Origin of the sequence: Klebsiella terrigena, assembly GCF_006539725.1 — a bacterium.
GTDB classification, from domain to species: Bacteria; Pseudomonadota; Gammaproteobacteria; order Enterobacterales; family Enterobacteriaceae; genus Klebsiella; species Klebsiella terrigena.
Window position 1 is genome coordinate 125,222 of record NZ_BJNO01000003.1, and the last position, 26,024, is coordinate 151,245.

Sequence of the window (26,024 nt, forward strand, 5' to 3'; positions counted from 1 at the left end):
TGCGGTCTGTCACAAAACGGGGGATGATAGCGCGGTCGCGCCGCTTATACCAGTACAAAATGTGATTTGTGGTACACATTTATTAAACATTTTTATAACAGATCTCAAAACTCAACTTAAATTTTAAACAATATTTAAATTTTTTATCTTCAGTGTTACTTTGATTCCTGATAATCGTGTCACCTGCGCTAAATAAAAAAAAGCGAGTAAAGTAAGGCTCAAATTCGATGAAGAAAAAGATGGCCGTACCCAGCTCACCGGCGGTTGGTTCAAATACACCTCGGACCAACACCCGCCACGAGCAAGAGACGGATGTACTGTTGATTGGCGGCGGCATCATGAGCGCCACGTTGGGAACCTGGCTGCAGGAACTGGAGCCGGATTGGTCTATTACCATGGTCGAGCAGATGTCCAGCGTGGCTGAGGAGAGCTCGAACGGCTGGAATAACGCGGGTACCGGGCATGCGGCGCTGATGGAGCTGAACTATACGCCCCAGACCGCCAGCGGGATCAACATCGACAAAGCGGTCGATATCAACGAATCCTTCCATATCTCTCGTCAATTTTGGGCCCACCAGGTCACGCGCGGCATTCTGAGTAAGCCGAAATCATTTATCAACAGCGTACCGCACATGAGCTTTGTGTGGGGCGAAGATAACGTCAACTTCCTGCGCGCGCGCTATGCCGCTCTGCAGCAGAGCGAACTGTTCCGCGGTATTCGCTATTCCGAAGATCATCAGCAGATTAAAGAGTGGGCTCCGCTGGTGATGGAAGGGCGCGATCCGCAGCAAAAGGTTGCCGCGACCCGCACCGAGGTCGGCACCGACGTCAACTACGGCGAAATTACCCGTCAGCTGATTGCCGGACTGCAGACCCACGCTAACTTCTCCTTACAGCTTGGCACCGTTGTGCGTCGCTTCAAGCGCAACGCCGATAAGAGCTGGACGGTCACCCTGGCGGACGCGAATAACCGTCGCCAGAAGCGGGTCATTAAAGCCAAATTTATCTTTATCGGTGCCGGCGGCGCTGCGCTGACGCTGCTGCAGGAAACCGGTATTCCTCAGGCTAAAGAGTACGCGGGCTTCCCGGTTGGCGGCCAGTTCCTGGTGTGTGAAAACCCGGAAGTCGTTAACCACCATTTGGCAAAAGTCTACGGTCAGGCCGAAGTTGGGGCACCGCCGATGTCGGTGCCGCATATTGATACGCGTATTATTGACGGTAAGCGGGTGGTGCTGTTCGGGCCGTTTGCCACCTTCTCCACCCGTTTCCTGAAAAACGGCTCTTTGTGGGATCTTCTGGCATCGACCAACACCTCAAATATTCTGCCGATGCTCAACGTCGGTCTGGATAATTTCGATCTGGTGAAATACCTGATTAGCCAGGTGATGCAGAAAGATACAGATCGCCACGAGGCGCTGCGCGAATACTATCCGGAAGCGAATAAAGGCGACTGGCGCCTGTGGCAGGCCGGCCAGCGCGTGCAGATCATTAAGCGCAACGGTAAGAAGGGCGTACTGCGTCTGGGAACCGAAGTGGTCAGCGATGATGAGGGTACCGTTGCGGCACTGCTGGGCGCATCGCCCGGCGCCTCGACCGCCGCGCCGATTATGCTGCAGCTGATGGAAACGGTCTTTAAGGATAAGGTTCACTCAGCCGCCTGGCAGGCGAAGCTGAAAGAGATCGTTCCCTCCTATGGCCTGCGTCTCGACGGTAATTCCGCGGCGATTGAGCAGGCGCTGGCGTGGACCAGCGAGGTTCTGCAGCTGCGCTACGAGCCGGTTTCGGTCGCGGATAAAGCCCCTCAGGCAGAGCTGAAACCGCTGACGGATAGCAAACCGATAGCGGATATCGCGCTGTAGAAGGCAAAACCGGCGGCCCTGGCCGCCGGTTTCTTATCCTCTATCGGCTAGCGCTCGACGGCATTACCGATAGTTTCGTCTGCTCGCCAGATGCGATACTTCACTTGTACGTTATCCGGCGTGTAAACCACTACCGGCAGCCTGCTGTTGTAACGCAGCATGCCGGCGTCACCCAGACCTGCGGTGACAAACTTCTCCACCTTCTTCCCGTCCGGGCAGGCCATCATGGTCGAAACCGGCGACGTCACTTTATCAAAGACGAAATAGTCGTAGCCCCAGCCTTCCAGGGTTTTGCTTTCCAGCTGACCCCCCAGGCGATGGCGGTTGCAGTCGACTTCCAGCGTCTGGCCAATCAGCAGCTCAACTTTATAGGCCGATTCGTCCTGCTGCGGCGGCAGCTGGATCACCTGACGTTTCATGCCTTTCTCCGCTTTCGGATAGGGCGCAATCTTTTCCAGAGGCTGTTCGGCGGCCAGAGCGCTGGTGGAGACACAGGCAACGGTCAGCAGGGAAACAGCAAACGTAGCGATTTTTTTCACGATCGATCATCCTTTGTTATCGTTCTTCAACGCTAAAAGACTATCACTGTTTGCGCCATTGGTAAGAGTTATTTACCAATATTTGCATATAAAATAGCGTGATATGCTGACTTATTGTTGTGGTGTATAGGAATTTACTGAAAAGTAATCTTAACTAAAGAACTATTATCCACTGGGTTTTATAGGTTTATCGCACCATGCTTTTATTGGTGAAATCAGCATTGATAATCATCAATGAAAAACTTAATTTTCGCATGAAATTATTTCAGTCGCGCCGCCCAATATTCACCGCTTAGAATGATTTACCAGGGAAATTAATTGATATGGAATTGTTATTAAAATTAGATTATTTATATGAGTGATGATAGATGAAAGTGAATAAAGTCATGTTGGTCGCGGTACTGGGGATGACGGCAGCCTTAGCGGGCTGCACCTCCGAGGCGCAGCGTTTAGCCAGCTGTGAAGCCAAAGGCGTATCGAAAGATACCTGTTATTTAGCTGAGCAAAATAAACAAGCTGCCCTTAACGCCGCCTATGAGAAACAGGCGATGGAGAACGCTGCCAGCGCCGTACAGCACGCACAAGGCGCTAAGGGTAACGTAAAGCACTTTGCGGGGATGGAGATCAAGTCTACCAGCACCGGCATTACCGTTGACGGTAAACCGGCGGCGGTGATTGAGAAGGAGCCTAAGGCAACGGTCTACCAGCAGGGGCTGTACAATTTTATTGTTTACACCAACGGCAAGATTGCGGTGACTGAAAACGGCACTTTCAAAGGCTACGCAAAATAAGAGTATGGCTCGCGCCGCGAACGCCAGGAGGGGCTGGCGGCTCCTCCTGGTTTATGTCAGCCGCCTAAGGCTGCTGACGTCGCGCCGCTAACGGCTCACTCGTCGCGGGTTAGCTTGCCTTCCTCGATAAACTCTTCATCAATTTCATCGGTATTGCCGGCGTGTTCGCGGCCTGAGAGCAGATTCCAGCAGGCGATAAACAGCGCGGCGATCAGCGGTCCGATCACAAAACCGTTAATACCGTAAATCTCCATACCCCCGAGGGTGGCGATCAGAATCATGTAGTCCGGCATTTTAGTATCTTTACCCACCAGCAGCGGGCGCAGGATGTTGTCCACCAGTCCGATAACGATCACGAAGAAGCCGACGACAAACGCCCCTTGCCATATCTGATCGGTTGCGAAGAGGAAGATGGCCGCGGGAACCCAGACGATGGCGGAACCTACCGCCGGGATCAGCGACAGAAACGCCATGATCGCGCCCCACAAAATGCTGCCGTCAATTCCGGCAACGTAGAAGGCAATTCCGCCCAGGATGCCCTGGACCAGAGCGACGGCGACGGTACCCTTCACGGTTGCCCTGGCGACGGCGGCAAATTTGGCAAACAGGTGCTGCTTAACGTAATTCGACAGCGGCAGGGATTCGAGGATCAGCAGCACCAGATACGGGCCATCCTTGAGCAGGAAAAACAGCAGATACAGCATGACGCCAAAGCTAATGGTAAAGCCGAAAGTCCCTTTACCAATCAGAAATGCGCTGCCGGCCAGGTACTGGCCTCCTTTTAGCGCCGCGTCTGAGAGCTGTTTCTGAATCTGATCGGCGCTGTCGAGGTTATGCTCAGAGAGGAAGCTTCTGACCCACTCCGGGAGATGGGCAAACAGGCTTGCCACTACCGACGGAAACTGGGTGTCATTGTGCTCAAGCTTGGTGTAAACCACGTTCAGCTCGAGCGCCAGCGAGGAGATAATAATCGCCAGCGGGGTGAAGACAATCAGGCAGATAATCGCCACGGTGAGCAGTGAGGCCAGGCCATTACGTTCACCAAGCTTAGCGCGGATCTTGTTCTTCACCGGATTGAAGATCACGGCCAGAATCGCCGCCCACAGAATGGCTGAGTAATAGGGAGAAAGAACATCAAAAAAGGCAAGGCTGACTATCAGCAGAATCAGGATAAAAAATCCCTTGGTAATTCCATTAACTCTCATATTTATCTTCCTGGCGTATGACTGATACAGTCGAATGATAGAAGCTATTCCTCGATTTACAATCAGCGGTATCGCAGTTTATTTTGCGGCGCGGCTCAAGAGCGGCGCCGCGGGCGGGTTCGCGTCAGCTTTCGGGCACAAAGAACCGATGAGGGGATATTTTATAGGGAATACGTTTTGATTTGAAACTATCAAGAAAAACAGCAGCCACAGCCTGTTATCGCTAAGCGATTTGCTTGTATGGGTAAATCAGCGCAAGGTCCGCATATCAGAAGGCCGCCTTTCGCATCTGTGGTAAACCGATGACGCCAATAGAGCCCATACCCATCTTAAGCGTCAAATCTGGGATACAGACCGGCCGCTGGCGATGAAAGCGCCAGTATCCTCTTCATCCGTTAGCTGCATCCGTTAATCAACAAAATAACCCTCTTAAAAGAACGGCCATTCGACTTCAGATAAACCGACATTAAATCTTTTCTCAAATTCACCCAAAGCTTTAGGTAGGTCATCGACGTGGGTATCAAGTAAATAGGGATGAAGTTACAAAAGAATTTCTTTCCAGTCTCTGTCTAAATATCCGGGACGCCTTAGCAGGAAGAGTGTTAACACATCTCCCTAAAGATCCCGATGCCCGGTATGTTAATGCTCAATCGTAAAGCCATTTACCTGCTTTGGCCGATTCGGCAAACATATCCACGGTTAAAGGTTTGCGATTTTTTTCTATATCTTCTCGTTTCACCTTAAACCACCGCGTTAATAGCGGGGTATACTCCCAGGGGAAGTAGTGAGACCAATCAACATTTGACAAATCAATGTTAAATTCTTTTTGATACTCCTCGATTGCATCAGAAAGGTCATCGCGTGGTTCATCGAACAAATCAGAATGAAACTGCAAAGGAATTTCGTTCCCATACTTGTCTTCATAACCAGGGATCTCTTTTCTAAATAATGCCAGTACATTATCCTGGATAGTATTCATTAGAAGGCAGTCCACTGTATACGATCTTTCGGCCGCGCTATAAGATTGTATTTATTTTGGGTTTTTCTGGATGCCTGGTAGATAGAATTTACTAGGCCAATCCATCCTAACCAGGGGATATATCGCCCAATCACTGCTGCAAGTTTGTTCGTTTTTTTCATACTAAAACCAACAGGTGTGTTGACCCTCAGACCAAAAGGCAAACGAGCATCTCTAAGAATAATTCTTGCATATTTTGAAGCAATACTTGTCCCAACTTGCGCGTCCCTTGGTTTTTGGCGAGTCCTTAACCACGGTTGTCCAGAAAGAATTGCCGCACCAGATTCAACTCCTATCGCTAATTCATCACAAAACTGCTCCAGGAATATGAGATCGAATAGCTCACCGGCGCTCAGATTGCTGTGGCCGTGGTAGAAGTAGGTTCCGTTTAGTTCTTCTGTCGTATTCATTCGATCACCTGTTATGCTGTTTGCCGCTCATTCCCGGCATCGGTGAAAACTCTGTTTCCATCACAATTTTTCCAGGCGATCTTTTCATACTTCCCTTCCGGGCACGTCGCAGCCGCCTTTGATTAATGCTCTACCCTCATCATAGAGCCAAATATTCCCCGGAATAGCCATGTTCTTCTTTCCTTATGTCGTTTTAAAATCCATTTTAATAGTGTGCCTACTAAGCAGGGGTGAGTAAATGAGTGAAGATCTCAAGCATGCAAAAATAGGATATTTCCTCCGCTTTGAAATAGGTGTTTAATACCTTTCTTTAAAAGAAGTTTTCCTCAGGGCGAGAAAGAGATCAAAGCAGCGTCTAATCTATGTATTTAACTATAAGAGATAGATTCAGTATGCCCGACTCCGGTTACAACAGCGCTTAATTATCCTGACGTTCCCCCAGAATTAAATACAGAAGCCAGTTAGTCATATCTGCTTTTTTACCCTGACCCACGCGCGCAGACGCTCCGGCGTCAGCTCTTTTTTCCACAACGTCCTGCAGCATGAACTTGTCGAGGCTAAGAGTGGCAAGCAGCTCCTTCAGCCGCAGATTTCTCTTCCAGTTGCCGCATGTGCTTCAGCTCCAGTAGATGTCACCGTAATTCTTGCGTCAGGTGTTAAAACTGGCGTCGGAGATGTCTGGCTTGCGAAAGATCTCCGGCACGGGCATACCCAGTACAGCCTGCTTAGGACAAAGACAATCAGCTGCTCAGTGAATGGTGACTTTTTTAATCGGCACCGCCTCTGCTCAGGGAGTGCGTACGATGCCGGAAATCTGTTTGTGCATGGCGCTGGATTTCGGATTGAGATCGCAAAAAGCAGGCGTAAAAAAACCAGCCTTAAAAGGCTGGTTTCTCGGAGTGATTTGGTCGGCACGAGAGGATTTGAACCTCCGACCCCCGACACCCCATGACGGTGCGCTACCAGGCTGCGCTACGTGCCGACGCGTGGCGGTAATATTACCCGTTCCCCTGGCGAATGCAAGCGGGGAACGACCAATTGATTCATAATTAATCAATCAGTTAGCGATAAAGCGCTTTTCATCCGTCAGGATCTGCAGCAGCAGGCTGAGCTGCGGTTTGCGATTGTCGATCTTCTTACCGTCGCTGTTCCAGGTGCTGTAGGTTCCGTTGTGGTTCAACACCACGGTGACTTCCGGTGAGGTGACCGCCAGCGTATCGCTGTTCGCCGCGGTGACCCAGCCGCGGCGGCGCGCAGGGCTAAACAGGTCCTCACCCTGCGAATACTCGTTCGCCGGGGTAGAGACGTGCAGCAGGCGCTGCATCAGCGTGGTCATCACGTCTTTGTTATCGGTCAGCGTCGCGATATTCTGCGCCGGAATGCCCGGCCAGTGAATTACCAGCGGAACCTGCAGCTGATCTCTCGACCAGTCAAACTTGCCGTGCTGAGGATTAAGCGGCATGCCGTGACCGGCGGTGACGATAACCACCGTGTTATCCAGCTTGCCCGCCTCGCGAAGAGCGCTGAGCACCCGGCCAATCTGCGTATCGACATCACCCGCCGCGCGGCTATAGCGGCGCACGAAGTTCTGCTGCTGGCCGTCGTCAAGCGAGGTGCCGTTGAGCGAAATCCACGAGAACCAGCGGTTTTCATCCTGAGCGTAGCGATTCAGCCAGCCAATCCACTGATTTGCCGTCTGCTCATCGCTTTGGGTTTTGGCTACCGGCAGCGAGAAGTCGGACAGCAGCGCCTGGCGATAGAGCGGGCTGCTGAAGCCGTCGGAAGAGAACAGGCCCAGCTGATAGCCCTGCTGGTTGAGGGCGGTAATCAGCGCGGCCGGAATACGGGCCGACAGCACGCCGTCCATATAGCCTGGTGAAATGCCGTAGAACAGGCCAAAAATACCGTTATCGGTGCTGTTGCCTGAGCTCATATGCTGGGTAAAGTTGACGCTATCTTTAGCGAAGCCGGCAAGCTCCGGCATGTTCTTCTCGAAACGCGAGTAGTTCAGGTTATCAACGGTAATCAGCAGCACGTTATAGCCGGCGCCGAGGTCGCGATAGCGCAGATCGCTCAGCGGATACTGTACGGAGACGGCTTCCGGAGCGCCTTGCTCCACCAGGCGACGCTGGTAATCCTGCGCGTCCAGCAGGCCGTGTTTCTCAAGGAAGCGGCGCGCGGTCATCGGATAGGAGAGCGGCAGGTTCGCCCGCTGCATGGTAATCGGACGATAGAAATTAGCATCCGCCCAGATATAGATCAGGTGGCTGCTGATAAAAGAGATAAAGAAAAGCCAGGCGACGGGGCGCGCGTAGTGGCGGCGGCGCGTCAGGCTGCGCAACTTCTGCCAGCTCCAGGTCGCAAAGAGCATTTCCAGCAGGAAGATAATCGGCACGCTGATAAACATCAGCTGCCAGTCCCGCGCCATCTCGTTCTGGTCCGGGTTGATAACCAGTTCCCAGACAATAGGGTTGAGATGCAGGTGGAAGCGGGTGAAAACTTCGCTATCAATCAGCAGCAGCGTCATTCCTGCGGTGGCCAAAATGACCGACAGGAAGCGCATAAGTCGCTGTGATATCACGACAAACGTCAGCGGAAAGAGGATCAGTACGTAGCTGGTAAAGACCAGGAAACTGAAGTGACCAACGAGGCTGACGTACGAAAAAATGCGTCCGCCAAGCGTCGTTGGCCAGTCGGCGACAAAAAGATAGCGGCTGCCGAGCACCATAGCCAACAACATGTTGAACAGGGCGAACCAGTGCCCCCAGCTGACCATCTGGGAGACTTTTTCTCGGTAGGGCTGACGAAGAGTCACCATATAAAGTTGTTGGTTATCCTTAGTGCGCCGGGTCGTCGTTGATTGAGGACTGCAGAGCCTGGGCAAAAGAACGGGCGATCGCCTGACGCTGCGCCGGCGCGACGCTACTATTGATCAGGTTGGTCACCATATTGCCTAGCACCATCAGTGAAAGGTCAACGGGGGCTTTGTGTGTTTCCAGCACGTTGGTCAGCTCGCTGAGCAGCTGTTCGACGTGTTCATCACTATAGCGGGATAATTGCGGCATAAAAGTCAAAATCTGTTTGTTCGTGAAAGGGCAACATATTACCGTAGCAGCAGCTTTTTTTCCGCATTTTTTCGCCACGGCGCAAAAGCGCGCAGGATCGCGGGTCTCTGCTAGCCGAAGAGTCACGCGCCGGTTGCGTCGCCGTCCCGGCGGTGGTTGAATACCGCCCGGTCTAAAAGGAGAGTTTAACATGAGTCTGGATATCGACCAGATTGCCCTGCATCAGTTAATTAAACGTGATGAACAAAACCTTGAGCTGGTGCTGCGCGATTCGCTGCTGGAGCCGAATGCGACGGTGGTGGAGATGATGGCCGAGCTGCATCGTGTCTACAGCGCAAAAAACAAGGCTTATGGCCTGTTTAATGAAGAGAGCGAGCTGGCGCAGGCGCTGCGCCTGCAGCGCAAAGGTGAAGAAGATTTTCTGCCGTTCAGCCGCGCGGCCACCGGTCGTCTGCGTGACGAGCTGGCGAAATATCCCTTCGCCGAGGGTGGGATCGTCCTGTTTTGCCAGTATCGCTATCTGGCGGTTGAGTATCTGCTGGTGGCGGTGCTGAACAACCTGAGCAGCATGCGCGTCAACGAAGAGCTGGATATCAGCTCCACCCACTACCTGGACATCAATCATGCCGATATCGTGGCGCGCATTGATTTAACCGAGTGGGAGACGAACCCGGAATCCACCCGCTATCTGACCTTCCTGAAGGGCCGGGTAGGGCGCAAAGTCGCCGATTTCTTTATGGATTTCCTCGGTGCCAGCGAAGGGCTGAACGCCAAAGCGCAGAACCGCGGTCTGCTGCAGGCGGTGGATGATTTTGCCGCCGACGCGCAGCTGGATAAGTCCGAGCGGCAGAACGTGCGTCAGCAGGTTTACGCCTACTGCAGCGAGCAGCTGCAGTCCGGAGAAGAGATCGAGCTTGAGTCGCTCTCTAAAGAGCTGGCGGGCGTGAGCGAGAAGAGTTTCCAGGAGTTTACCGCTGAACAGGGGTATGAGCTGGAAGAGAGCTTCCCGGCGGATCGCAGCACTCTGCGGCAGCTCACCAAGTTTGCCGGCAGCGGCGGCGGGTTGACGATCAACTTTGATGCCATGCTGCTCGGCGAGCGCGTGTTCTGGGACCCGGCTACGGATACCTTAACCATTAAGGGCACGCCGCCGAATCTGCGCGATCAGCTCCAGCGCCGGACGTCCGGCGGCAGCTGAAGATAAACGCTCCCGGCTTCAGGCCGGGGGCGTTCTCCTCTCTTACTGCGCGCCAGCGTGGATCGTTTCAATACCGCATTGTGCCAGCCGCGCCTGCAGCATCTCATCCATCGGGCTATCCACCACCAGCGTACCGGCAAGGCTCAGCTCGCCGATGGCAAAAGCCGACGCCGAATTCAGCTTCTCCTGCGACGCCATCACGATGGTTTCCGCCGCCCGCGCGGCCAGCGCCCGCTTAATGCCCGCTTCTTCATAGTCCCCGGTGGTGAAACCCGCATGATGATGTACTCCGGTGACGCCCATAAAAAACAGATCGGCGTTGATCCGCGCAATACCTTCCAGCGCCGCGGCGCCGACGGCGACCAGAGAATGTTTAAACAAGCGGCCACCGATCAGGATCACCTCAATTAGCGGCCGATCGACCAGCGCGACGGCAATGCCGGGGCTGTGGGTCACAATGGTGCAGGCCAAATCGGCGGGCAGAAACTTCACCATCTCGGTGGTGGTGGTCCCGCCGTCAACGATAACCACCTGGCCTGGATGAATGAGCGCCGCCGCCCGGCGGGCAATCGCCTGTTTTGAATCGATTTGCACGTTTCTGCGCGTTGCTATCGGGGCAACGGCGGCCGAAGCCGGAAGCGCGCCGCCGTGAACCCGCTGCAGCTTCCCTTCCGCCGCCAGCTCGCGTAAGTCGCGACGAATGGAGTCCTCCGAGACGCCAAAGCGCTGGCTGAGCTCTCCCGACATCACCTGCTTCTCGGCGGTGAGAATCTGCAAAATAAGCTGCTTTCGTTGACTGGCAAGCATGCGGTTTCCTTCACGATTGATCTTGTTTGTGCATGATTATGCATGTTATGGTGCCTGCTGTCACCTGATAAGGAGCAAAGCATGCACATTGACGCACCAAAGGTTCGTAATATCCGTGAAACGCTGTTATCCGATAACTGGTATACGCTCAAAACATATACCTTTGAGCTGCTGCGGCGTGACGGGCGCTGGCAGGAGCAGAGTCGCGAAGCCTACGATCGCGGAAACGGTGCCGTCATTCTACTTTACAGCCGCGAGAAAAAAACGGTGGTTCTCATCCGCCAGTTTCGCTTTCCGGTTTGGATTAACGGCCACCACGGTTTTTTAATTGAGGCCGCCGCCGGACTGTTGGATAACGCCTCCCCGGAAGAGCGAATTATCGCCGAAGCGCAGGAGGAGACGGGCTTTCGGGTGACCCGCATCGAGCCCGTTTTTACCGCCTACATGAGCCCCGGTTCGGTCACGGAAAAGCTGTACTTTTTTATTGCCGAATATTCGCCTGACGATCGGCAAACCGGCGGCGGCGGGCTGGCGGAAGAGGGGGAAGATATCGAAGTGCTGGAGTGGCCGCTGGAGCAGGCGCTGCAGGCTATCCGCGACGGTGAGATCGTGGATGCCAAAACCATCATGCTGCTGCAGCACCTGGCGCTTAATTCAGCCTCGCTCTTTGCCGCAGAGCGGGCAAAGAGCGATAGGGTTTAGCGCAGTTGGCGGGCGATGGCGCTGTACATCAGCGCGGCCTCCAGCGGCTGGGCGCTAAACGAAGGCTCCGCCTGCGGCCAGGTTGACCACTGGACGATAACCAGATGCTCAGCGCGATTGACCATAATCACCTGGCCATAGATGCCGAGCGCCCACAGGGAATCCTTCAGCCCTTGCTGAGCCGTCGGCTCGACGTTTTTGGCATTAGCTGGAATGGCGTTATTCCACCACTGGAATCCGTAAACTCCCTCAGGATGCGCCGCGGAGACCGACTTCTGCGCCTGAGTCCAGGCGGAGGCCATATCGAACCAGCCGTCAGGCACCAGCGCTTTCCCGTTGGCCAGGCGTCCGTCCCGGGCGACGAACTCACCGAAGCGTCCCCAGTCTTCAAGCGTGGCGTTGAAGCCGTGGGCGCCGACATCGTGCTTGCCTTGCTGATAGGCGTGCCACACGCCATCCTGGGCCATGCCGCCAGGCCGCCATAGCGTTTGCTCCAGCCAGGCAGCAAGGGGCATGCCGGTTGCTCGCTCCACGATATCCCCCAGCAGCCATGCCCCGCCGGAGGAGTAGGACCACTGCTCCCCGGGCGGATGGGCGCGTTTCAGGGAGGCGACAATCTTGCTGACGCAGTCGTAGGCGCCCGGTTGCGCCTCGCACTGGGTCAGCCGGGCGAAGTGGGACTGCGGGTTGGTGTAGTCCTCATTCCACTCAACGCCGGAGGTGTGCTGAATCAGCTGACGGAGCGTCACGCCCTCCCAGGCCGTCCCTGTAAGGTCAGGTTCATAATCGGTCACCAGGTCATCCAAAGAGCGGATTTTTCCCTGCTGAATCGCGATACCGACCAGCGTGGAAACCACCGCTTTGCCAACCGAGCGTGAGGTCCACAGGGTCGTATCGCTGTTGCCGGCGCCGAGATATTTATAGGCAATTTTGCCCTCTTTCAGTACCAGGAAGCCGGTAACGTTCTGGCGCTTCAGGTAGTCCTGCAGGTTCCAGGTGTGGCCGTTTACCGTATAGCTGACGTCGGTCAGCGGCTTATCTGCCTGCTGGAGCGCAGCGGAGGCGCCGTGGTGAAAGACGTCCCCGGCATAGTTACGATAGTCGTTACGAAAACCAATCACTCGATCGGCCCGATCCCAGGTGAGCATCTCTTTAGCCGCCGGCAGCGTTTTATCAAACGGCGTCGGGCAGGTATCGAGCAGCACGCCGCCGCACGTCTGCTGCGCCTGCGCCAGCGCGGCGCCGGGCAGGGCGGTAAGCATCAGCGCCAGCGCCAGCGGTTTGATCGTTTTTATACTTGTCATCAGGAATTCCTTGTTAGCCATTACAACCCGATGCGCAGTATATAAATCGTCGGCCACAGGCTAAAATCAGCCGATGGGGGATTTTCCCCCGCAAGGATGGGATGGTATGAAAACGCTGCAGTACTCTTTTGCGCAAATTGAGGCTTTCGCCACCGTCGCCGAAACGGGCTCGCTGTCGCGGGCGGCGATTCGCCTCGGCAAAGATCGCACGACGCTGCGCGATCTGCTGGATTATCTGGAAGATGCGCTGGGCTACGCGCTATTCCTGCGCCACGGACGCAGCCTGGCGTTAACCGCGGAGGGGGAGCAGCTTTTTCGCCAGGCGCATCTGCTGCTGCGTCAGGCGCAGGCCTTTGAATCCTTTGCCCGGACGCTGCCGGGCACGGCCTGGCAGGAGCTGAGGGTGGCGTACGATCCCTTCGTGCCGCGCGGCTTTCTCTGTGCGCTGGCCGATAATCTTGCGCAGCGTCAGCTGCGGATGAGCTGCTGGAGCGCGTCGCGTCGCGAGGCCGAACAGGCGCTGGCCGACGGCCATGCCGACCTGGCGCTATGTCAGGCCAATAACCGCACCCTTGGCAGCGAGATGGAGTGGCGCGCGCTGGGGACCGTTGAGCTGGGATTTTATGCCGCAGAGCGGCTGTTTGCCGGCTATGCGAGGCCGCTGACGCTGCTGAATCTGGCGCTGGTACCGCAGCTGGTGATGCATCGCCGTTCTGACGATCAGATTGCCCGCCGGCTGCAGATCTCCGGCCATACGCAGTATATGAATGAAATCACGCTGCTGCGTCACGCCATGCAGCAAGGGCAGGGCTGGGGGTTTTTGGCCGATCACCTTCAGGCGCAGCGCTGGGATGGGGTGAGTAAAATCGACACCGAGGTCGGCAGTCAGGGGCTGAACGTCACGATGGTGATGCTCTGGCAGCCGGGCATGAACAAACACCAGGATCTGAAGACGGTTATCGATTTAGCGCCGGCTCTGTGGGCGCAAAGCACATAACAAAACGCCCCGGACCTTGCGGACCGGGGCGCTTCATACAACAACTGCTATCGGCTATTAAGCGCGAACGAAGTCGATGTGAGACAGTTTTGGCTTGAACGGGTGACGCTGAACAGCCTGAACCTTAACTTTCTCTTCTTTGCCATCGAGAACGATGGTCAGAACTTCACCGTAGAACTCAGCTTTACCCTGAATGTTCCACAGTTTGTCCTGGTCCAGCTCAATTGCTACCGGAGTAGCTTCGCCGCCATAAATGATGGCCGGGAATTTATTAGCTGCACGCAGGCGGCGGCTCGCACCCTTACCCTGCTCTTTACGTACTTCTGCGTCGATAGTAAACATTGATGTCTCTCTATATTTAAATCCTGCTACAGGCGACCCAGCAGCAGGCAGATGATCTGCTTTGCGAATGCAAAAGCGGGCGGCATTATAGCCGCCTGAGGTTTTTACGGCAATCAAAACCTCAGCCTTAATGCCGATTAACGCAGTTCGTTGGCCCGGCGGAAGCGTCCCTGGTAATCGAACATTTTCTCCCGCACCTGCCAGTATTGTCCCTTCATGCGGGCGACGACAAAGTCTGGATGGCGCAGCAGCGCCCGCTGAGCAAGGATATCGGCGGCGGTTATCCAGCGCAGCGGCACGCCGGGCGTGCGGGTGTGCGGGCGAATAAACAGCTGTTCAAACGCGGTGCGCTGGGCGGGCGTCTGCAGGCGGAAGCGCTCGCTAACGTCGGCGCCGTCTTCATCGTAGTAGGTAATTTTCAGCCACGGGCCTTTGTCGTCGGCGCCGTGCTGCAGATCCATGCCGCTGCAGCGCAGCACCAGCGCGTCTTTGAGCTTCAGCGCCGCCTTCAGCATATCATCGGGATCGACGAGGATCGTGTCGCACTCGCGGCAGCGGCGGGCGGCGATATCGTTCTCCGCATTACACTGCGGACAGTTCTTAAAGCGAAAACGAAAGTCGCACTGCTCGCGATGGCCGTCATCATCCTCAAACCAGCCCTGACAGCGGCGGCCAAAATGTTCGATCAGCGTGCCGTCGGCGGTGGTTTTGCCCCAGAAGGTATTGGCAAAACCGCAGGCCGGGCAGAAGACCTGCACCGGTACGTTGTCGCTCTTACCTTTAGGCGTCCCGACTTCGGGCGCGTAGAGGTCGTGCGGGTTGCCGGCATAGTCGAGGATCAGGCAGTCGGTTTTCCCCGGCGCCAGGCGCAGGCCGCGACCGACGATCTGCTGATAGAGGCTCACCGATTCGGTCGGGCGCAGAATGGCGATAAGATCGACATGCGGGGCGTCAAAGCCGGTGGTCAGCACCGCCACGTTGACCAGATAGCGGTATTGCTGAGTTTTAAACGATTCAATAATGCGGTCGCGCTGCGGGCCCGGCGTTTCGCCGGTAATCAGTTCGGCCTCGCCTGCGGGCAGCAGACCGGTGATTTCCCGCGCGTGCTCCACCGTAGAGGCGAAAATCATCACCCCTTTTCGCGTCTGGGCAAACTCAACAATCTGGCTGACGATATGCGGCGTAATGCGCTGCTGTTTTTTCAGCTCGTGATTGAGGTCGGCCTCGCTAAACAGGCCGTTGCTCTGCGCCTGAAGGCGGCTGAAATCGTACTGCACTACCGGCATATCGAGCCGCTCTGGCGGCGTCAGATAGCCGTGTTTAATCATGTAGCGCAGCGGCAGCTCATAGATGCAGTCGCGAAACAGCGCCTTCTCGTCGCCGCGCACCATGCCATGATAATGGAACTGATAAATCCAGCCCTTGCCGAGGCGAAACGGCGTGGCGGTGAGCCCAAGCAGGCGCAGCTGCGGATTGACCTGCCGCAGGTGGGTGATAATTTGCTGGTACTGGCTATCGTCGTCATCGCTGATGCGGTGGCACTCATCGACGATCAGCAGCGAAAACTCCCCCTGGAACTGCTCAAGATTGCGGGCAACCGACTGCACGCTGCCGAAAACCACCTTACCGTGGCTCTCTTTGCGCTTCAGCCCTGCGGCGAAAATGTCGGCTTCCAGCCCAAGGGCAAGATACTTAGCGTGGTTTTGCGCCACCAGCTCTTTGACGTGCGCCAGAACCAGCACGCGGCCGCGGGCCAGGCGTGCCAGTTCGGCAATGACCAGGCTTTTGCCTGCCCCGGTTGGCAGGACGATAGCGGCGGGCTCATGGTGGCGGCGAAACCAGGCTAAGGTGGCATCGACCGCCTCTTTTTGGTAGGGGCGTAGTGTAAAATTCATGGCTTCACAGGCGTTAATTAACTCGCAAATAGTATGCCATGAATCTTTTCCCTTGAGTGGCGTTAAGAGCCCGTTATACTAGCCAATGAATTTCTTCTTTTTCGGGCGCTTGCCCGCTCCAGCATTATTACAGGCTAAAAAAATCTCATGCGACTTGATAAGTTTATCGCTCAGCAACTTGGCGTCAGTAGGGCTATTGCCGGACGTGAAATCCGCAGCAGCCGCGTTCTCGTGGATGGTGAAATCGTGAAAGACGCTTCGTTCAAGCTCCAGCCGGAGCATGACGTTGAGTATGACGGTAATACGCTTACCCAGCAGAACGGCCCGCGCTACTTTATGCTTAACAAGCCGCAGGGTTACGTCTGTTCTACCGACGATCCGGATCACCCAACGGTGCTCTATTTTCTTGACGTGCCGGTGGCGCACAAGCTGCATGCCGCAGGGCGTCTGGATATCGACACCACCGGCCTGGTGCTGATGACCGACGACGGCCAGTGGTCGCACCGTATTACCTCTCCGCGCCATCACTGCGAAAAGACCTATCTGGTGACGCTGGAAAACCCGGTCGCTGAAAACACCGCGGAGCAGTTCGCCGAGGGCGTTCAGCTGCATAATGAAAACGAGCTGACCCGGCCGGCGGTTCTCGAAGTGATTACCCCGACGGAAGTCCGCCTGACCATCAGCGAAGGGCGCTACCACCAGGTTAAGCGGATGTTTGCCGCCGTGGGCAACCACGTTGTCGGCCTGCATCGTGAACGAATCGGCGCTATCGCGATGGACGACTCTCTGGCGCCCGGCGAGTATCGCCCGCTGACGGAAGAAGAGATTGCCAGCGTTGGCATTCAGCATGCACGGAGTAAAACGTGACGGCAAAGCAGAATTCTTCCCTGGGGATTGTGTTTATTCTTGGCCTGCTGGCCATGCTCATGCCGCTGTCGATCGATATGTATCTCCCGGCTCTGCCGGTGATCTCGGCGCAGTTTAACGTGCCGGACGGCAGCGCGCAGATGACGCTCAGTACCTATATTCTGGGCTTTGCCTTTGGCCAGCTGCTGTACGGCCCGATGGCTGACAGCATCGGCCGTAAGCCGGTTATCCTCGGGGGGACGCTGATTTTTGCTGCCGCCGCGGTGGCCTGCGCGCTGTCGCAGACCATCGAAATGCTGATCACCATGCGCTTCTTCCACGGCCTCGCGGCGGCGGCGGCGAGCGTGGTGATTAACGCCCTGATGCGCGATATTTATCCGAAAGAAGAGTTTTCGCGGATGATGTCATTCGTGATGCTGGTCACCACTATCGCTCCGCTGGTCGCGCCGATGGTGGGCGGGGCGGTGCTGGTGTGGTTCAGCTGGCATGCGATATTCTGGATCCTGGCGGTGGCGGCGCTGCTGGCTTCGGCAATGATCGCGTTCTTCATTAGCGAGACCCTACCGCCGGAGCGGCGGCAGAAGTTCCACATTCGCACGACCCTCGGCAACTTTGCCACCCTGTTCCGCCACAAGCGCGTGCTGAGCTATATGCTGGCGAGCGGCTTCAGCTTTGCCGGGATGTTCTCATTTCTTAGCGCCGGCCCGTTTGTTTACATCAAGATTAACCACGTTTCCCCGCAGCACTTCGGCTACTACTTTGCGCTAAACGTGGCCTTCCTGTTCGTCATGACCATGATTAACAGCCGCTTTGTCCGGCGGATTGGGGCGCTGAATATGTTCCGCGCCGGGCTGTGGATCCAGTTCGCGATGGCCGTGTGGATGGTGGTCTGCGCGCTGTTTGATGTCGGCTTCTGGGCGCTGGTGTTCGGCGTGGCCGCGTTTATCGGCTGCGTATCGATGGTCTCCTCGAACGCGATGGCGGTCATTCTTGATGAGTTCCCGCATATGGCCGGGACGGCCTCTTCGCTGGCGGGAACCTTCCGCTTCGGCATCGGCGCGATTGTCGGGGCGCTGCTGTCGATGGCAACCTTTACTACCGCCTGGCCGATGCTGATCTCTATCGCTTTCTGCGCCAGCAGCTCCATTCTCTTCTACCTCTACGCCAGTCGGCGGCGAAAAGTCGCGCTTTGAATCTCATTTAAGGGGCTATTTCAGCCCCTTTTTTGATGCATATCAACCGCGGCGGGCTTCGCTATTCTGCAATTTGTTTCTTTTATGTAAAATCAATTAGTGTAAAAAGTCGCAATGTTGCGATAAAAAAGTTGTTTTGGATCACAGAAACGGGTACATATAGCCTCGATCGGTTCCGCAGCGAAACTATAAAGTTCTGGATAATAAGCGGTTAACCCCGGCGCCGCGCCGGTGTAAACGTTTTCCACGCTGATACAGGACTAGTTGTCAACAATGTGTTAATATTGATGTAAATTTATTGTGAAGCATTTTGCTTCCGGGGAAAACCAGGTGAATACACAGCAACTCTCTATCGTACACCGACTGCCGCAAAGCTATCGCTGGCTGGCCGGTTTTGCGGGTTCAAGAGTTGAACCGATTCCGCAAAACGGCGCGCAGAGCGAAAATAGCCTCGTGGCGCTGAAGTTACTCAGCCCGGACGGCGAGAAAGCGTGGCCGGTTATGCATAAGCTTAGCCAGGCGCTCAGCGACATCGAAGTCGATTGCTCAATCGTTGAGTGTGAAGGGGAGCCGTGCCTGTTCGTCAACATGCAGGACGAGTTCGCCGCCACCTGTCGTCTGAAAAATTTCGGCGTAGCCATTGCCGAGCCCTTCTCCGGCAACAACCCGTTCTGACCGTCAGCCCAGCGCCAGCAGCTGGCGGGTATACTCCTGCTGCGGAGCGGTAAATACGCGCTCACACTCTCCCTGTTCGACCACCTCTCCTTGCCGCAGCACCATCACCTGATGGCATAGCGTCCGCACGACGCGCAGATCGTGGCTGATAAAAATATAGGCCAGCTGATGCTTTTGCTGTAAAGCTTTCAGCAGGGCTAAGATTTGCGCCTGCACGGTCTTATCCAGCGACGAGGTCGGTTCATCCAGCACGATAAGTTGAGGCTTAACGATCAGCGCCCGGGCGATAGCAATACGCTGCCGCTGGCCGCCGGAAAACTCTGCCGGGTAGCGCAGGCGCGTTTGCGCATCCAGCCCCACCTCCTGCATCACCTGAATGACCGCCCGTTCACGCTCGGCGGAGGTAAGCGTCGGCTGGTGGACGCGCAGCCCTTCCTCAATAATCTGTAAAACGTTTAGTCGCGGGTTCAGCGACGAGTTCGGATCCTGAAACACGACCTGCATCCGGCGGCGTAGCGGCAGCATCTGCCGACGGCTGCGGCCCTGTAGCGTCTGGCCATCAAAGGCGATAACCCCTTCAGAGGCAATCAGGCGCAGCAGCGCCAGCCCGGTGGTGCTTTTGCCGGAACCCGATTCGCCCACCAGGCCCAGAGTTTCCCCCGCGCGCAGCTGAAAGCTCAGGGCGTTCACCACCCGATTATGCTCAACTACCCGGCGCAAAAGTCCCCGACGGACCGGGAAGGCGACGCTGAGCCCGCTCGCCGCCAGCAGCAGCGGCGCATCGGGCGCCAGCGGAACCGGCAGCCCCGCCGGTTCGCTATCCAGCAGGCGGCGGGTATAGGGATGCTGAGGGGCCGAGAAAAGGGCGCGACAGCCGTTCTGCTCGACGCAGCGTCCGTTTTGCATCACCGCCACGCGGTCGGCGAGCTGGCGGACGATGCTCAGGTTATGGGTGATAAACAGCAGCCCCATGTTCAGCTCCTGCTTCAGCTCCCGCAGCAGCTGCAGAATTTGCGCCTGCACCGAGACGTCCAGCGCGGTGGTCGGCTCGTCGGCAATCAGCAGCTCCGGGCGGGTGAGCAGGGCCATGGCGATCATCACACGCTGGCGCTCGCCGCCGGAGAGCTGATGCGGATAGTCCGCCAGCCGGCGAGGAGCCTGGCGAATGCCGACGCGCTCCAGGCAGTCGAGAATCTCTCCCCGAGCGGCTTCTTTGCGCATTCCGCGATGCAGAGAGAGCACTTCATAGAGCTGCTTTTCCAGGGTGTGCAGCGGATTGAGCGACACCATCGGCTCCTGGAAAATCATCGCAATACGGTTGCCGCGCACCCCGCGCAGGGTTCGCTCATCGGCATGCAGCAGCGACTGGCCGTGAAAGCGGATATCGCCGCTGGGGTAGCTTACCGGCGGCGAAGGGAGCAGGCGCAGCACCGACAGCGCGGAAACGCTCTTGCCGGAGCCGGATTCGCCCACCAGCGCCAGGGTTTCCCCCGCCGCAATGTGCAGCGACAGTTCGCTGACGACGGTCTGGGTTTCGCCCTGCTGGTGAAAGGCGATGGAGAGATTGTCGATTTCTAACAGAGGCTGCACCATGCTATACCGCCTTACTCGGGTCGAAGGCGTCGCGAACCGCTTCACCAATGAAAATTAAAAGCGTTAACAGCACCGCGACGGACAAAAAGGCGGCGATCCCCAGCCACGGCGCCTGCAGGTTGTTTTTCCCCTGCAGCAGCAGCTCGCCCAGCGAAGGCGAGCCCAGTGGCAGGCCGAAGCCAAGAAAATCCAGCGAAGTCAGGGTGGTAATCGAGCTGCAGAGAATAAAAGGCAGGAAGGTGAGGGTGGCGACCATCGCGTTGGGCAGCATATGGAGCAGGATGATGCTGCGGTCGTTAACGCCCAGCGCCTGCGCCGCGCGGATATAGTCATAGTTACGAGTGCGCAGAAACTCGGCGCGCACCACGCCCACCAGCGTCATCCAGCCGAACAGGACGGTAATCGCCAGCAGCCACCAGAAGCCGGGCTGCACGACGCTGGAGAGGAGAATAATCAAAAACAGCGTCGGCATTCCCGACCACACTTCAATAAAGCGCTGCCCCCAGAGGTCGATTTTGCCGCCGTAGTACCCCTGGATGGCGCCCGCCAGCACGCCGAGAACGCTGGAAAAGAGCGTTAGCAGCAGGCCGAACAGAATGGAGATCCGCGTTCCGTAGAGAATTCGCGCCAGCACGTCGCCGCCGTTGGCGTCGGTGCCGAACCAGTTTTGCGACGACGGCGGCGAGGGGAAGGGGGATTGTGTCGCAAAGTTGATGGTCGTCGCCCCGAAGCGCACCGGCGCCCACAGCACCCAGCCGTGAGCCTCGAGCTGCTTCTGCAGCCACGGATCCTGATAGTCGGCGGCGGTGGCAAAGTCGCCGCCGAAGGTCTTCTCGCTATACTCTTTTAAAAGCGGAACGTACAGGCTGCCGCGGTACTGCACCAGCAGCGGGCGGTCGTTGGCGATCAGCTCCGCGCAGAGGCTGCAGACAAAGAGGATTAAAAACAGCCAAAGCGACCAGTAGCCGCGACGGTTGTGGCGAAAACGTACCCAGCGGGCCTGGTTGACGGGACTCAAAAATGACATTAGCGGCCCTCAAAATCGATACGCGGGTCGACCAGCGTGTAGCAGATATCGCTGACGATATTAAGCAGCAGGCCAATCAGCGTAAAAATATACAATGTGCCAAACATCACCGGATAGTCGCGCGAAACCGTCGCCTCATAGCCCAGCAGCCCGAGGCCGTTGAGGGAGAACATCACCTCGATCAGCAGCGAACCGGTAAAGAACATGCTGATAAACATCGCCGGGAAACCGGCTATAACCAGCAGCATGGCGTTGCGGAACACGTGGCGCCACAAAATCTGCTTTTCACTTACCCCTTTGGCGCGGGCGGTGACCACGTACTGCTTGCGGATCTCATCCAGAAAGCTGTTTTTTGTCAGCATGGTGAGCGCCGCAAAGCCGCCGATCACCGTCGCCAGCACCGGCAGCGTAATGTGCCAGAGGTAGTCGAGGATCTTCTGATACCACGGCAGGCTGTCGAAATTAGCCGAGACCAGCCCGCGCAGCGGGAACAGGTCAAAATAGCTGCCGCCAGCGAAAATAACGATCAGCAGAATCGCGAACAGGAAGGCCGGGATCGCGTAGCCGATGATAATCAGCGTGCTGCTCCAGATATCAAAATGGCTGCCGTTGCTGACGGCTTTACGGATCCCCAGCGGGATCGACACCAGGTAGATAATCAGCGTACTCCACAGGCCGAGGCTAATGGAGACCGGCATACTGTTTTTGATCAGCTCTAGCACCGAGGCGCTGCGAAACAGGCTGTCGCCAAAATCAAAGCGCAGGTAGTCGCCGAGCATTTTCAGGTAGCGCTCGTGGATGGGCTTATCAAAGCCGTAGCGATGGGTTATCTCGGCGATGACCTCCGGGTCGAGGCCGCGCCCGCCGCGATAGTGGCCCTCGCTGACGTTGCTTACGCCGGTGCGCGCGTGGCTGGCGGCCATTCCGCTGTCGCCCGCGCCCGGCATCCCGCCATGATTGCCGAACTCAACGGCGGCAATGGCCTGATCGACCGGGCCGCCGGGGGCAATCTGGACGATAAAAAAGTTGATCGTAATGATCGCCCACAGGGTAGGGATAATCAGCAGCAGTCGGCGGATCAGGTATGCGCCCATCGTCGTTCCTCAGCGTCTGTCCGCGGGCAGTTTTGCCGCTTTGTTAACGTCATACCACCAGCTGTCAAAGCCGGAGGAGTATACCGGCCGCGTTGGCGGGAACGAGAACTTGTCCCAGCGGGCCGTTCTGTCCTGCGCCATATACCACATCGGCAGCATGTAGTAGTTCCAGGTGAGCACCCGGTCCAGCGCGCGGCCCAGGGGCAGCAGCTTCTGCTCGTTGCCCTGCCAGCGAATAATCTGCGCGATCAGGCTATCCACGACCGGGCTTTGGACCCCCGGCGCGTTGTAGCTGGAGTGAATATAGGCCGAGTCCCAGGAAACCTGCAGGTCGGTGGCGGGCCACGGCGTCGCCCGCCAGACCATCGGCATCATATCGTAATCCCGGCTGCGGCGGCGATTGCTGTACTGGGAATTATCAACCTGGCGAATATCCATGGTGATGCCGAGACGCCGCAGATTGTGCTGAAAGGGCAGCACCCAGCGATCGTTACCGCCGGCGGGCAGCAGTAGCTCAAAACGCAGCGGCTTGCCGGTTTTGCCGTTCACCCGGCGCTGGTTTTTCACCACCCATCCGGCCCGGTTGAGCAGGCTGTCCGCCTTCAGCAGATTTGCCCGATCGAAACCGCCGCCGTCGGATTGCGGCGGCTGATAGAGAGCGGTGAAGACCTCGGGCGGCAAATCTTTTTTCATCGGCGTCAGCAGGGCAAGTTCATCGGCATCGGGCGCCGCGCGGGCCGCGTACTCGGTATTCTGGAAATAGCTGTTGGCGCGGCTGTAGGCGTTGTAAAACAGTGCCTTGTTCATCCATTCAAAATCGAAGGCGAGAGTAATGGCCTCGCGTACCTGACGATCGGCAAAAACCGGGCGCTGAATGTTGAAGGCCAGCCATTGGGTATCCTGCGCCGAGGTATTCTGATACTCATCCTTCACGATGTAGCCGCGCGTAAAGTTGCGCCCGACGTAGCGGGTGGCCCAGTTTTTGGCCATCGTCTCTTCCCGCCGGTCGACCGCCCCCGCCTTAAAGGCCTCAAAGGCGACGTTATCGTCGAGATAGTAGTCGTAGCGTAGCGTATCGAAGTTCCAGCGCCCGCGGTTGACCGCAAGATTGGCCGCCCAGTAGGTTTTAACGCGCGAGTAAACGATGTATTGACCCATCCGCCAGTCGGTAATGCGATAAGGGCCGCTGGCCAGCGGCGGCATCGAGAGCGGGTCGCTGAGCTTGTGGTCTCGCCAGAACTTTTCCGGCATGACCGGCAGGGTGAACAGGCTGAGCATATTCTCTTTGCCCGCCTGGCCGAGCTCGATGCGCACGGTGAGCGGGGCGATGGCCTTAACGCGAGTGCCTTTGTAGAACAGACGAAACTGCGGGACGCCTTCGGTCATAAACTTCTGGAAGGTAAAGGCGACGTCGCTGGCGCGGATCGGCGTGCCGTCATGAAAGCGGGCCTGCGGATTGAGGGTAACCTCCACCCACGAAAAGTCATCGGCGTAGCGCGCCCCGTCGGCGATCAGCGGATAGTAGCTGCCCGCTTCGTCGTCGGAGGTGGTGAACAGCGTATCGTACAGGGCATCGGTACGCACGCCGGGGTTGCCGCGCAGCGCATAGCGGTTGAAGTTGTCGAAGGTGCCAATGGAGGCGAGCGTGATGCTGCCGCCTTTTGGCGCCGCCGGATTGGCATAGGCGAAATGACTAAAGCCGTCAGGGTATTTCGGCTCGCCAATAATGGCGAAGCTGTGGCTCTCTTTCACGGCCTGCGCCTGACCGTTAAGGCTCATAAAGGTAATTAATATCAGGCAGATACGCGCAAACATGGCCAGGTTGTTATCCTCTGTCGGCGGGCCCAGAGCGGGCCCGTCCATAGATTAAATCATCAGCGCTCGGCGGCGGCGAAGTATTTCGCCGGTTCGTCGCGCGCGGCAAGCAGCGTTTCCAGCGGCAGAGGCCGGCTTATCCAGTAGCCCTGCAGGTAGTGCACGCCGTGCTTGCGTAGCCACTCCGCCTGTTCAGGCGTTTCAACCCCTTCGGCAACGGTCAGGAGCTGCAGGCGGCGGCTCAGGGTCAGCACGGCATCAAGTACCGGCGAGGTGACGGTTTCGGTCCCGATGGCCTGCACGAAGCCGCGATCGATTTTCAAAAAGTCGAAGTTGTAGCGTTCAAGATAAATCAGCGCGCTGTGGCCGGTGCCAAAATCATCGATCGCAATTTCAAAGCCCTGCTCGTGCAGCCAGTCAAAGATAGCCAGGGATCGGTTCTTATCGATCATCGCGCGTTCGGTTATCTCCAGCACCACGCTAAAGTGGTTGGCCGGCAGGGCGGCGGCAAACTGCCGTAAATCCGACTTAAAGCTGTCGGCGTGCAGGTGGGCCGGGGAGATATTCAGGCCGAGCTTGCTTCCCGCCGGGAGGATTTTTTGCAGCGTTGGCGCATCGCGCGCGATCAGCGCCAGCAGATGGTGGGTCAGCGGCACGATCATCTGCTGGGTTTCGGCCAGGTTGATAAAGACGTCCGGGGGAATCTCGCCGGCGACCGGATGGCGCCAGCGCATCAGTACCTCAACGCCGCTAATGTGCAGGGTATCGGCTTTGACGACCGGCTGATAGACGATGTAGAACTGGTCGTTCTTTATTCCCATCAGGATCGCTTTTCGCGGATCGGACTTGATCGTTAGCACGTAATAGCCCAGCAGTCCCGCCAGCAGCCCGCATACCACGCCCAACAGCAGGGCGTACTGGGTGTTTTCAGCCAGCCAGCTGTTGGCGTAGAGGTAGACCTTGAGCGGCAGCCCCTTTATCTGCACTTCGCGAATCGGCTCGGAGAGCATCGCCTGCGGGCTAACCAGCCTGTTGCTGAAGGTTGAAATAGCGCTGTTGTTGACCACCAGCGCGATGCCGCTGAAGTCATTTTGCCGGGCAGAATAGAGAATATAGGGCGTCAGGTTGGTATTGATGGACACGAAGATACCGTCGTTACCGCCGTGCGGGCTGCGTACCCACATCGCCAGCGCCGAGCTTTTTGGCATCATCGGCGTACCCGGCAGAATGGCCATATCGACGGGTTTAGTGATATCGAGCTGCGGAATAAGCTGCTCCAGAGGCGTCTTCATGGGGCCGGTTGCCGAAGAGCAAAACGCCTGGCCATTTTTCACCAGCAGAAACGCCCGCACGTTTGGGCTGAATGCAGCATGGGCGGTCAGGCCCGATGCGACGTTCTCGCACTCCCGGTCGACCAGCGGCTGCAGCTCGGCGATGGTCTGATTAAGCTCGTGGAAGTACTCATTCAGGTAGACGTTGACGTTATTGATGATGGAGTCAAAGCGTTCAGAGCGGTTGTGGTAGATAACCATAAATTGAATGCTACCGGCCAGCAGGGCGACGATAACCCCAATCAGTGTGCTGGTCAGCCAGATTTTACGCCGGGGTGAGAAGTAGCGGGTAAGCAT

At 56.7% G+C, this 26,024-nt stretch carries 23 protein-coding genes, 1 tRNA gene and 1 pseudogene; 8 read left to right on the forward strand and 17 right to left on the reverse strand.

Annotated elements, in window-relative coordinates; all coding sequences use genetic code 11:
• Nucleotides 1-227: 227 nt before the first annotated feature.
• Nucleotides 228-1,859, forward strand: a complete 1,632-nt coding sequence (gene mqo / locus RTE01_RS05510) for a malate dehydrogenase (quinone) (RefSeq protein ID WP_134527126.1) — start codon at nucleotides 228-230, stop codon at nucleotides 1,857-1,859.
• A gap of 47 nt (nucleotides 1,860-1,906) precedes the next feature.
• Here the strand turns inward: mqo and eco are convergent, their stop codons facing one another.
• Nucleotides 1,907-2,398: a serine protease inhibitor ecotin gene (eco, locus tag RTE01_RS05515; RefSeq protein WP_041146517.1), complete on the reverse strand. Its 492-nt coding sequence runs from the start codon at nucleotides 2,396-2,398 to the stop codon at nucleotides 1,907-1,909.
• 368 nt (nucleotides 2,399-2,766) lie between these two features.
• Here eco and RTE01_RS05520 point away from each other — a divergent pair, with 368 nt between their 5' ends.
• Nucleotides 2,767-3,189, forward strand: a complete 423-nt coding sequence (locus RTE01_RS05520) for a hypothetical protein (RefSeq protein WP_115192207.1) — start codon at nucleotides 2,767-2,769, stop codon at nucleotides 3,187-3,189.
• 95 nt (nucleotides 3,190-3,284) lie between these two features.
• On the opposite strand, the gene RTE01_RS05525 is transcribed toward RTE01_RS05520, so the two are convergent.
• From RTE01_RS05525 to RTE01_RS05560, 7 genes and pseudogenes are all read right to left on the reverse strand, one after another.
• Nucleotides 3,285-4,394, reverse strand: a complete 1,110-nt coding sequence (locus RTE01_RS05525; protein WP_041146515.1) for an AI-2E family transporter — start codon at nucleotides 4,392-4,394, stop codon at nucleotides 3,285-3,287.
• Nucleotides 4,395-5,040: 646 nt separating this feature from the next.
• A complete protein-coding gene (locus RTE01_RS05530) occupies nucleotides 5,041-5,373 on the reverse strand; it encodes a DUF1493 family protein (RefSeq protein ID WP_041146514.1) in 333 nt (110 codons plus the stop codon).
• A complete protein-coding gene (locus tag RTE01_RS05535; protein WP_041146513.1) occupies nucleotides 5,373-5,822 on the reverse strand; it encodes an STM2901 family protein in 450 nt (149 codons plus the stop codon). Before RTE01_RS05535 ends, RTE01_RS05530 begins: the two co-directional genes overlap by 1 nt.
• Nucleotides 5,823-5,833: 11 nt before the next feature.
• Nucleotides 5,834-5,920: pseudogene (locus tag RTE01_RS26575) on the reverse strand (type VI secretion system tube protein Hcp); the annotation flags it as partial.
• Between the two features lie 807 nt (nucleotides 5,921-6,727).
• Nucleotides 6,728-6,804, reverse strand: a tRNA-Pro gene (locus RTE01_RS05550).
• A 75-nt stretch (nucleotides 6,805-6,879) separates the two neighbouring features.
• Nucleotides 6,880-8,640: an LPS biosynthesis-modulating metalloenzyme YejM gene (gene yejM / locus RTE01_RS05555; RefSeq protein ID WP_115192208.1), complete on the reverse strand. Its 1,761-nt coding sequence runs from the start codon at nucleotides 8,638-8,640 to the stop codon at nucleotides 6,880-6,882.
• A 19-nt stretch (nucleotides 8,641-8,659) separates the two neighbouring features.
• Complete coding sequence (locus tag RTE01_RS05560) at nucleotides 8,660-8,887, reverse strand: YejL family protein (RefSeq protein ID WP_015583825.1); 228 nt, start codon at nucleotides 8,885-8,887, stop codon at nucleotides 8,660-8,662.
• A 190-nt stretch (nucleotides 8,888-9,077) separates the two neighbouring features.
• On the opposite strand from RTE01_RS05560, the gene yejK reads away from it, so the two are divergent.
• Nucleotides 9,078-10,085, forward strand: a complete 1,008-nt coding sequence (gene yejK, locus RTE01_RS05565) for a nucleoid-associated protein YejK (RefSeq protein WP_041146511.1) — start codon at nucleotides 9,078-9,080, stop codon at nucleotides 10,083-10,085.
• A gap of 42 nt (nucleotides 10,086-10,127) precedes the next feature.
• Here the strand turns inward: yejK and RTE01_RS05570 are convergent, their stop codons facing one another.
• Nucleotides 10,128-10,892 (reverse strand): DeoR/GlpR family DNA-binding transcription regulator, encoded by a 765-nt coding sequence (locus RTE01_RS05570; protein ID WP_134527122.1) that lies wholly within the window; start codon nucleotides 10,890-10,892, stop codon nucleotides 10,128-10,130.
• Nucleotides 10,893-10,973: 81 nt separating this feature from the next.
• Between RTE01_RS05570 and RTE01_RS05575 the strand changes: the two genes are divergently transcribed.
• Nucleotides 10,974-11,594, forward strand: coding sequence for an NUDIX domain-containing protein (locus tag RTE01_RS05575; protein WP_134527120.1), 621 nt, complete (start codon nucleotides 10,974-10,976; stop codon nucleotides 11,592-11,594).
• Here the strand turns inward: RTE01_RS05575 and RTE01_RS05580 are convergent.
• Nucleotides 11,591-12,898, reverse strand: a complete 1,308-nt coding sequence (locus RTE01_RS05580) for a serine hydrolase domain-containing protein (protein WP_134527115.1) — start codon at nucleotides 12,896-12,898, stop codon at nucleotides 11,591-11,593. The two genes, RTE01_RS05575 and RTE01_RS05580, sit on opposite strands and share 4 nt — an antisense overlap.
• Before the next feature lie 106 nt (nucleotides 12,899-13,004).
• Here RTE01_RS05580 and RTE01_RS05585 point away from each other — a divergent pair, with 106 nt between their 5' ends.
• Nucleotides 13,005-13,895, forward strand: coding sequence for a LysR family transcriptional regulator (locus RTE01_RS05585; RefSeq protein WP_041146507.1), 891 nt, complete (start codon nucleotides 13,005-13,007; stop codon nucleotides 13,893-13,895).
• A gap of 57 nt (nucleotides 13,896-13,952) precedes the next feature.
• Here the strand turns inward: RTE01_RS05585 and rplY are convergent, their stop codons facing one another.
• Both rplY and RTE01_RS05595 read right to left on the reverse strand, forming a co-directional pair.
• Nucleotides 13,953-14,237, reverse strand: coding sequence for a 50S ribosomal protein L25 (gene rplY / locus RTE01_RS05590; protein ID WP_041146506.1), 285 nt, complete (start codon nucleotides 14,235-14,237; stop codon nucleotides 13,953-13,955).
• 137 nt (nucleotides 14,238-14,374) lie between these two features.
• Nucleotides 14,375-16,132: a DEAD/DEAH box helicase gene (locus RTE01_RS05595; RefSeq protein ID WP_141334776.1), complete on the reverse strand. Its 1,758-nt coding sequence runs from the start codon at nucleotides 16,130-16,132 to the stop codon at nucleotides 14,375-14,377.
• 147 nt (nucleotides 16,133-16,279) lie between these two features.
• On the opposite strand from RTE01_RS05595, the gene rsuA reads away from it, so the two are divergent.
• The 3 genes from rsuA to RTE01_RS05615 all read left to right on the forward strand — a co-directional run bounded on the left by rsuA (nucleotide 16,280) and on the right by RTE01_RS05615 (nucleotide 18,867).
• Nucleotides 16,280-16,999, forward strand: coding sequence for a 16S rRNA pseudouridine(516) synthase RsuA (gene rsuA, locus RTE01_RS05600; protein WP_141334778.1), 720 nt, complete (start codon nucleotides 16,280-16,282; stop codon nucleotides 16,997-16,999).
• Nucleotides 16,996-18,192, forward strand: coding sequence for a Bcr/CflA family multidrug efflux MFS transporter (locus RTE01_RS05605; protein WP_041146503.1), 1,197 nt, complete (start codon nucleotides 16,996-16,998; stop codon nucleotides 18,190-18,192). The genes rsuA and RTE01_RS05605 overlap by 4 nt, the downstream gene beginning before the upstream one ends.
• A 330-nt stretch (nucleotides 18,193-18,522) precedes the next feature.
• Complete coding sequence (locus RTE01_RS05615) at nucleotides 18,523-18,867, forward strand: YejG family protein (RefSeq protein ID WP_041147706.1); 345 nt, start codon at nucleotides 18,523-18,525, stop codon at nucleotides 18,865-18,867.
• Nucleotides 18,868-18,870: 3 nt separating this feature from the next.
• Here the strand turns inward: RTE01_RS05615 and yejF are convergent, their stop codons facing one another.
• From yejF to RTE01_RS05640, 5 genes are read right to left on the reverse strand one after another with little or no spacing between them, the layout of a single operon-like run.
• Nucleotides 18,871-20,460, reverse strand: coding sequence for a microcin C ABC transporter ATP-binding protein YejF (yejF, locus tag RTE01_RS05620; protein WP_141334780.1), 1,590 nt, complete (start codon nucleotides 20,458-20,460; stop codon nucleotides 18,871-18,873).
• A 1-nt stretch (nucleotide 20,461) separates the two neighbouring features.
• Complete coding sequence (locus tag RTE01_RS05625; protein ID WP_134527109.1) at nucleotides 20,462-21,487, reverse strand: microcin C ABC transporter permease; 1,026 nt, start codon at nucleotides 21,485-21,487, stop codon at nucleotides 20,462-20,464.
• The gene (locus RTE01_RS05630) at nucleotides 21,487-22,581 is read right to left on the reverse strand and encodes a microcin C ABC transporter permease YejB (RefSeq protein WP_041146500.1); all 1,095 of its coding nucleotides are present in this window, start codon (nucleotides 22,579-22,581) and stop codon (nucleotides 21,487-21,489) included. Before RTE01_RS05630 ends, RTE01_RS05625 begins: the two co-directional genes overlap by 1 nt.
• 9 nt (nucleotides 22,582-22,590) lie before the next feature.
• Nucleotides 22,591-24,396: an extracellular solute-binding protein gene (locus tag RTE01_RS05635; RefSeq protein ID WP_134528586.1), complete on the reverse strand. Its 1,806-nt coding sequence runs from the start codon at nucleotides 24,394-24,396 to the stop codon at nucleotides 22,591-22,593.
• A 59-nt stretch (nucleotides 24,397-24,455) separates the two neighbouring features.
• The gene (locus RTE01_RS05640) at nucleotides 24,456-26,024 is read right to left on the reverse strand and encodes a cyclic di-GMP phosphodiesterase (protein ID WP_134527106.1); all 1,569 of its coding nucleotides are present in this window, start codon (nucleotides 26,022-26,024) and stop codon (nucleotides 24,456-24,458) included.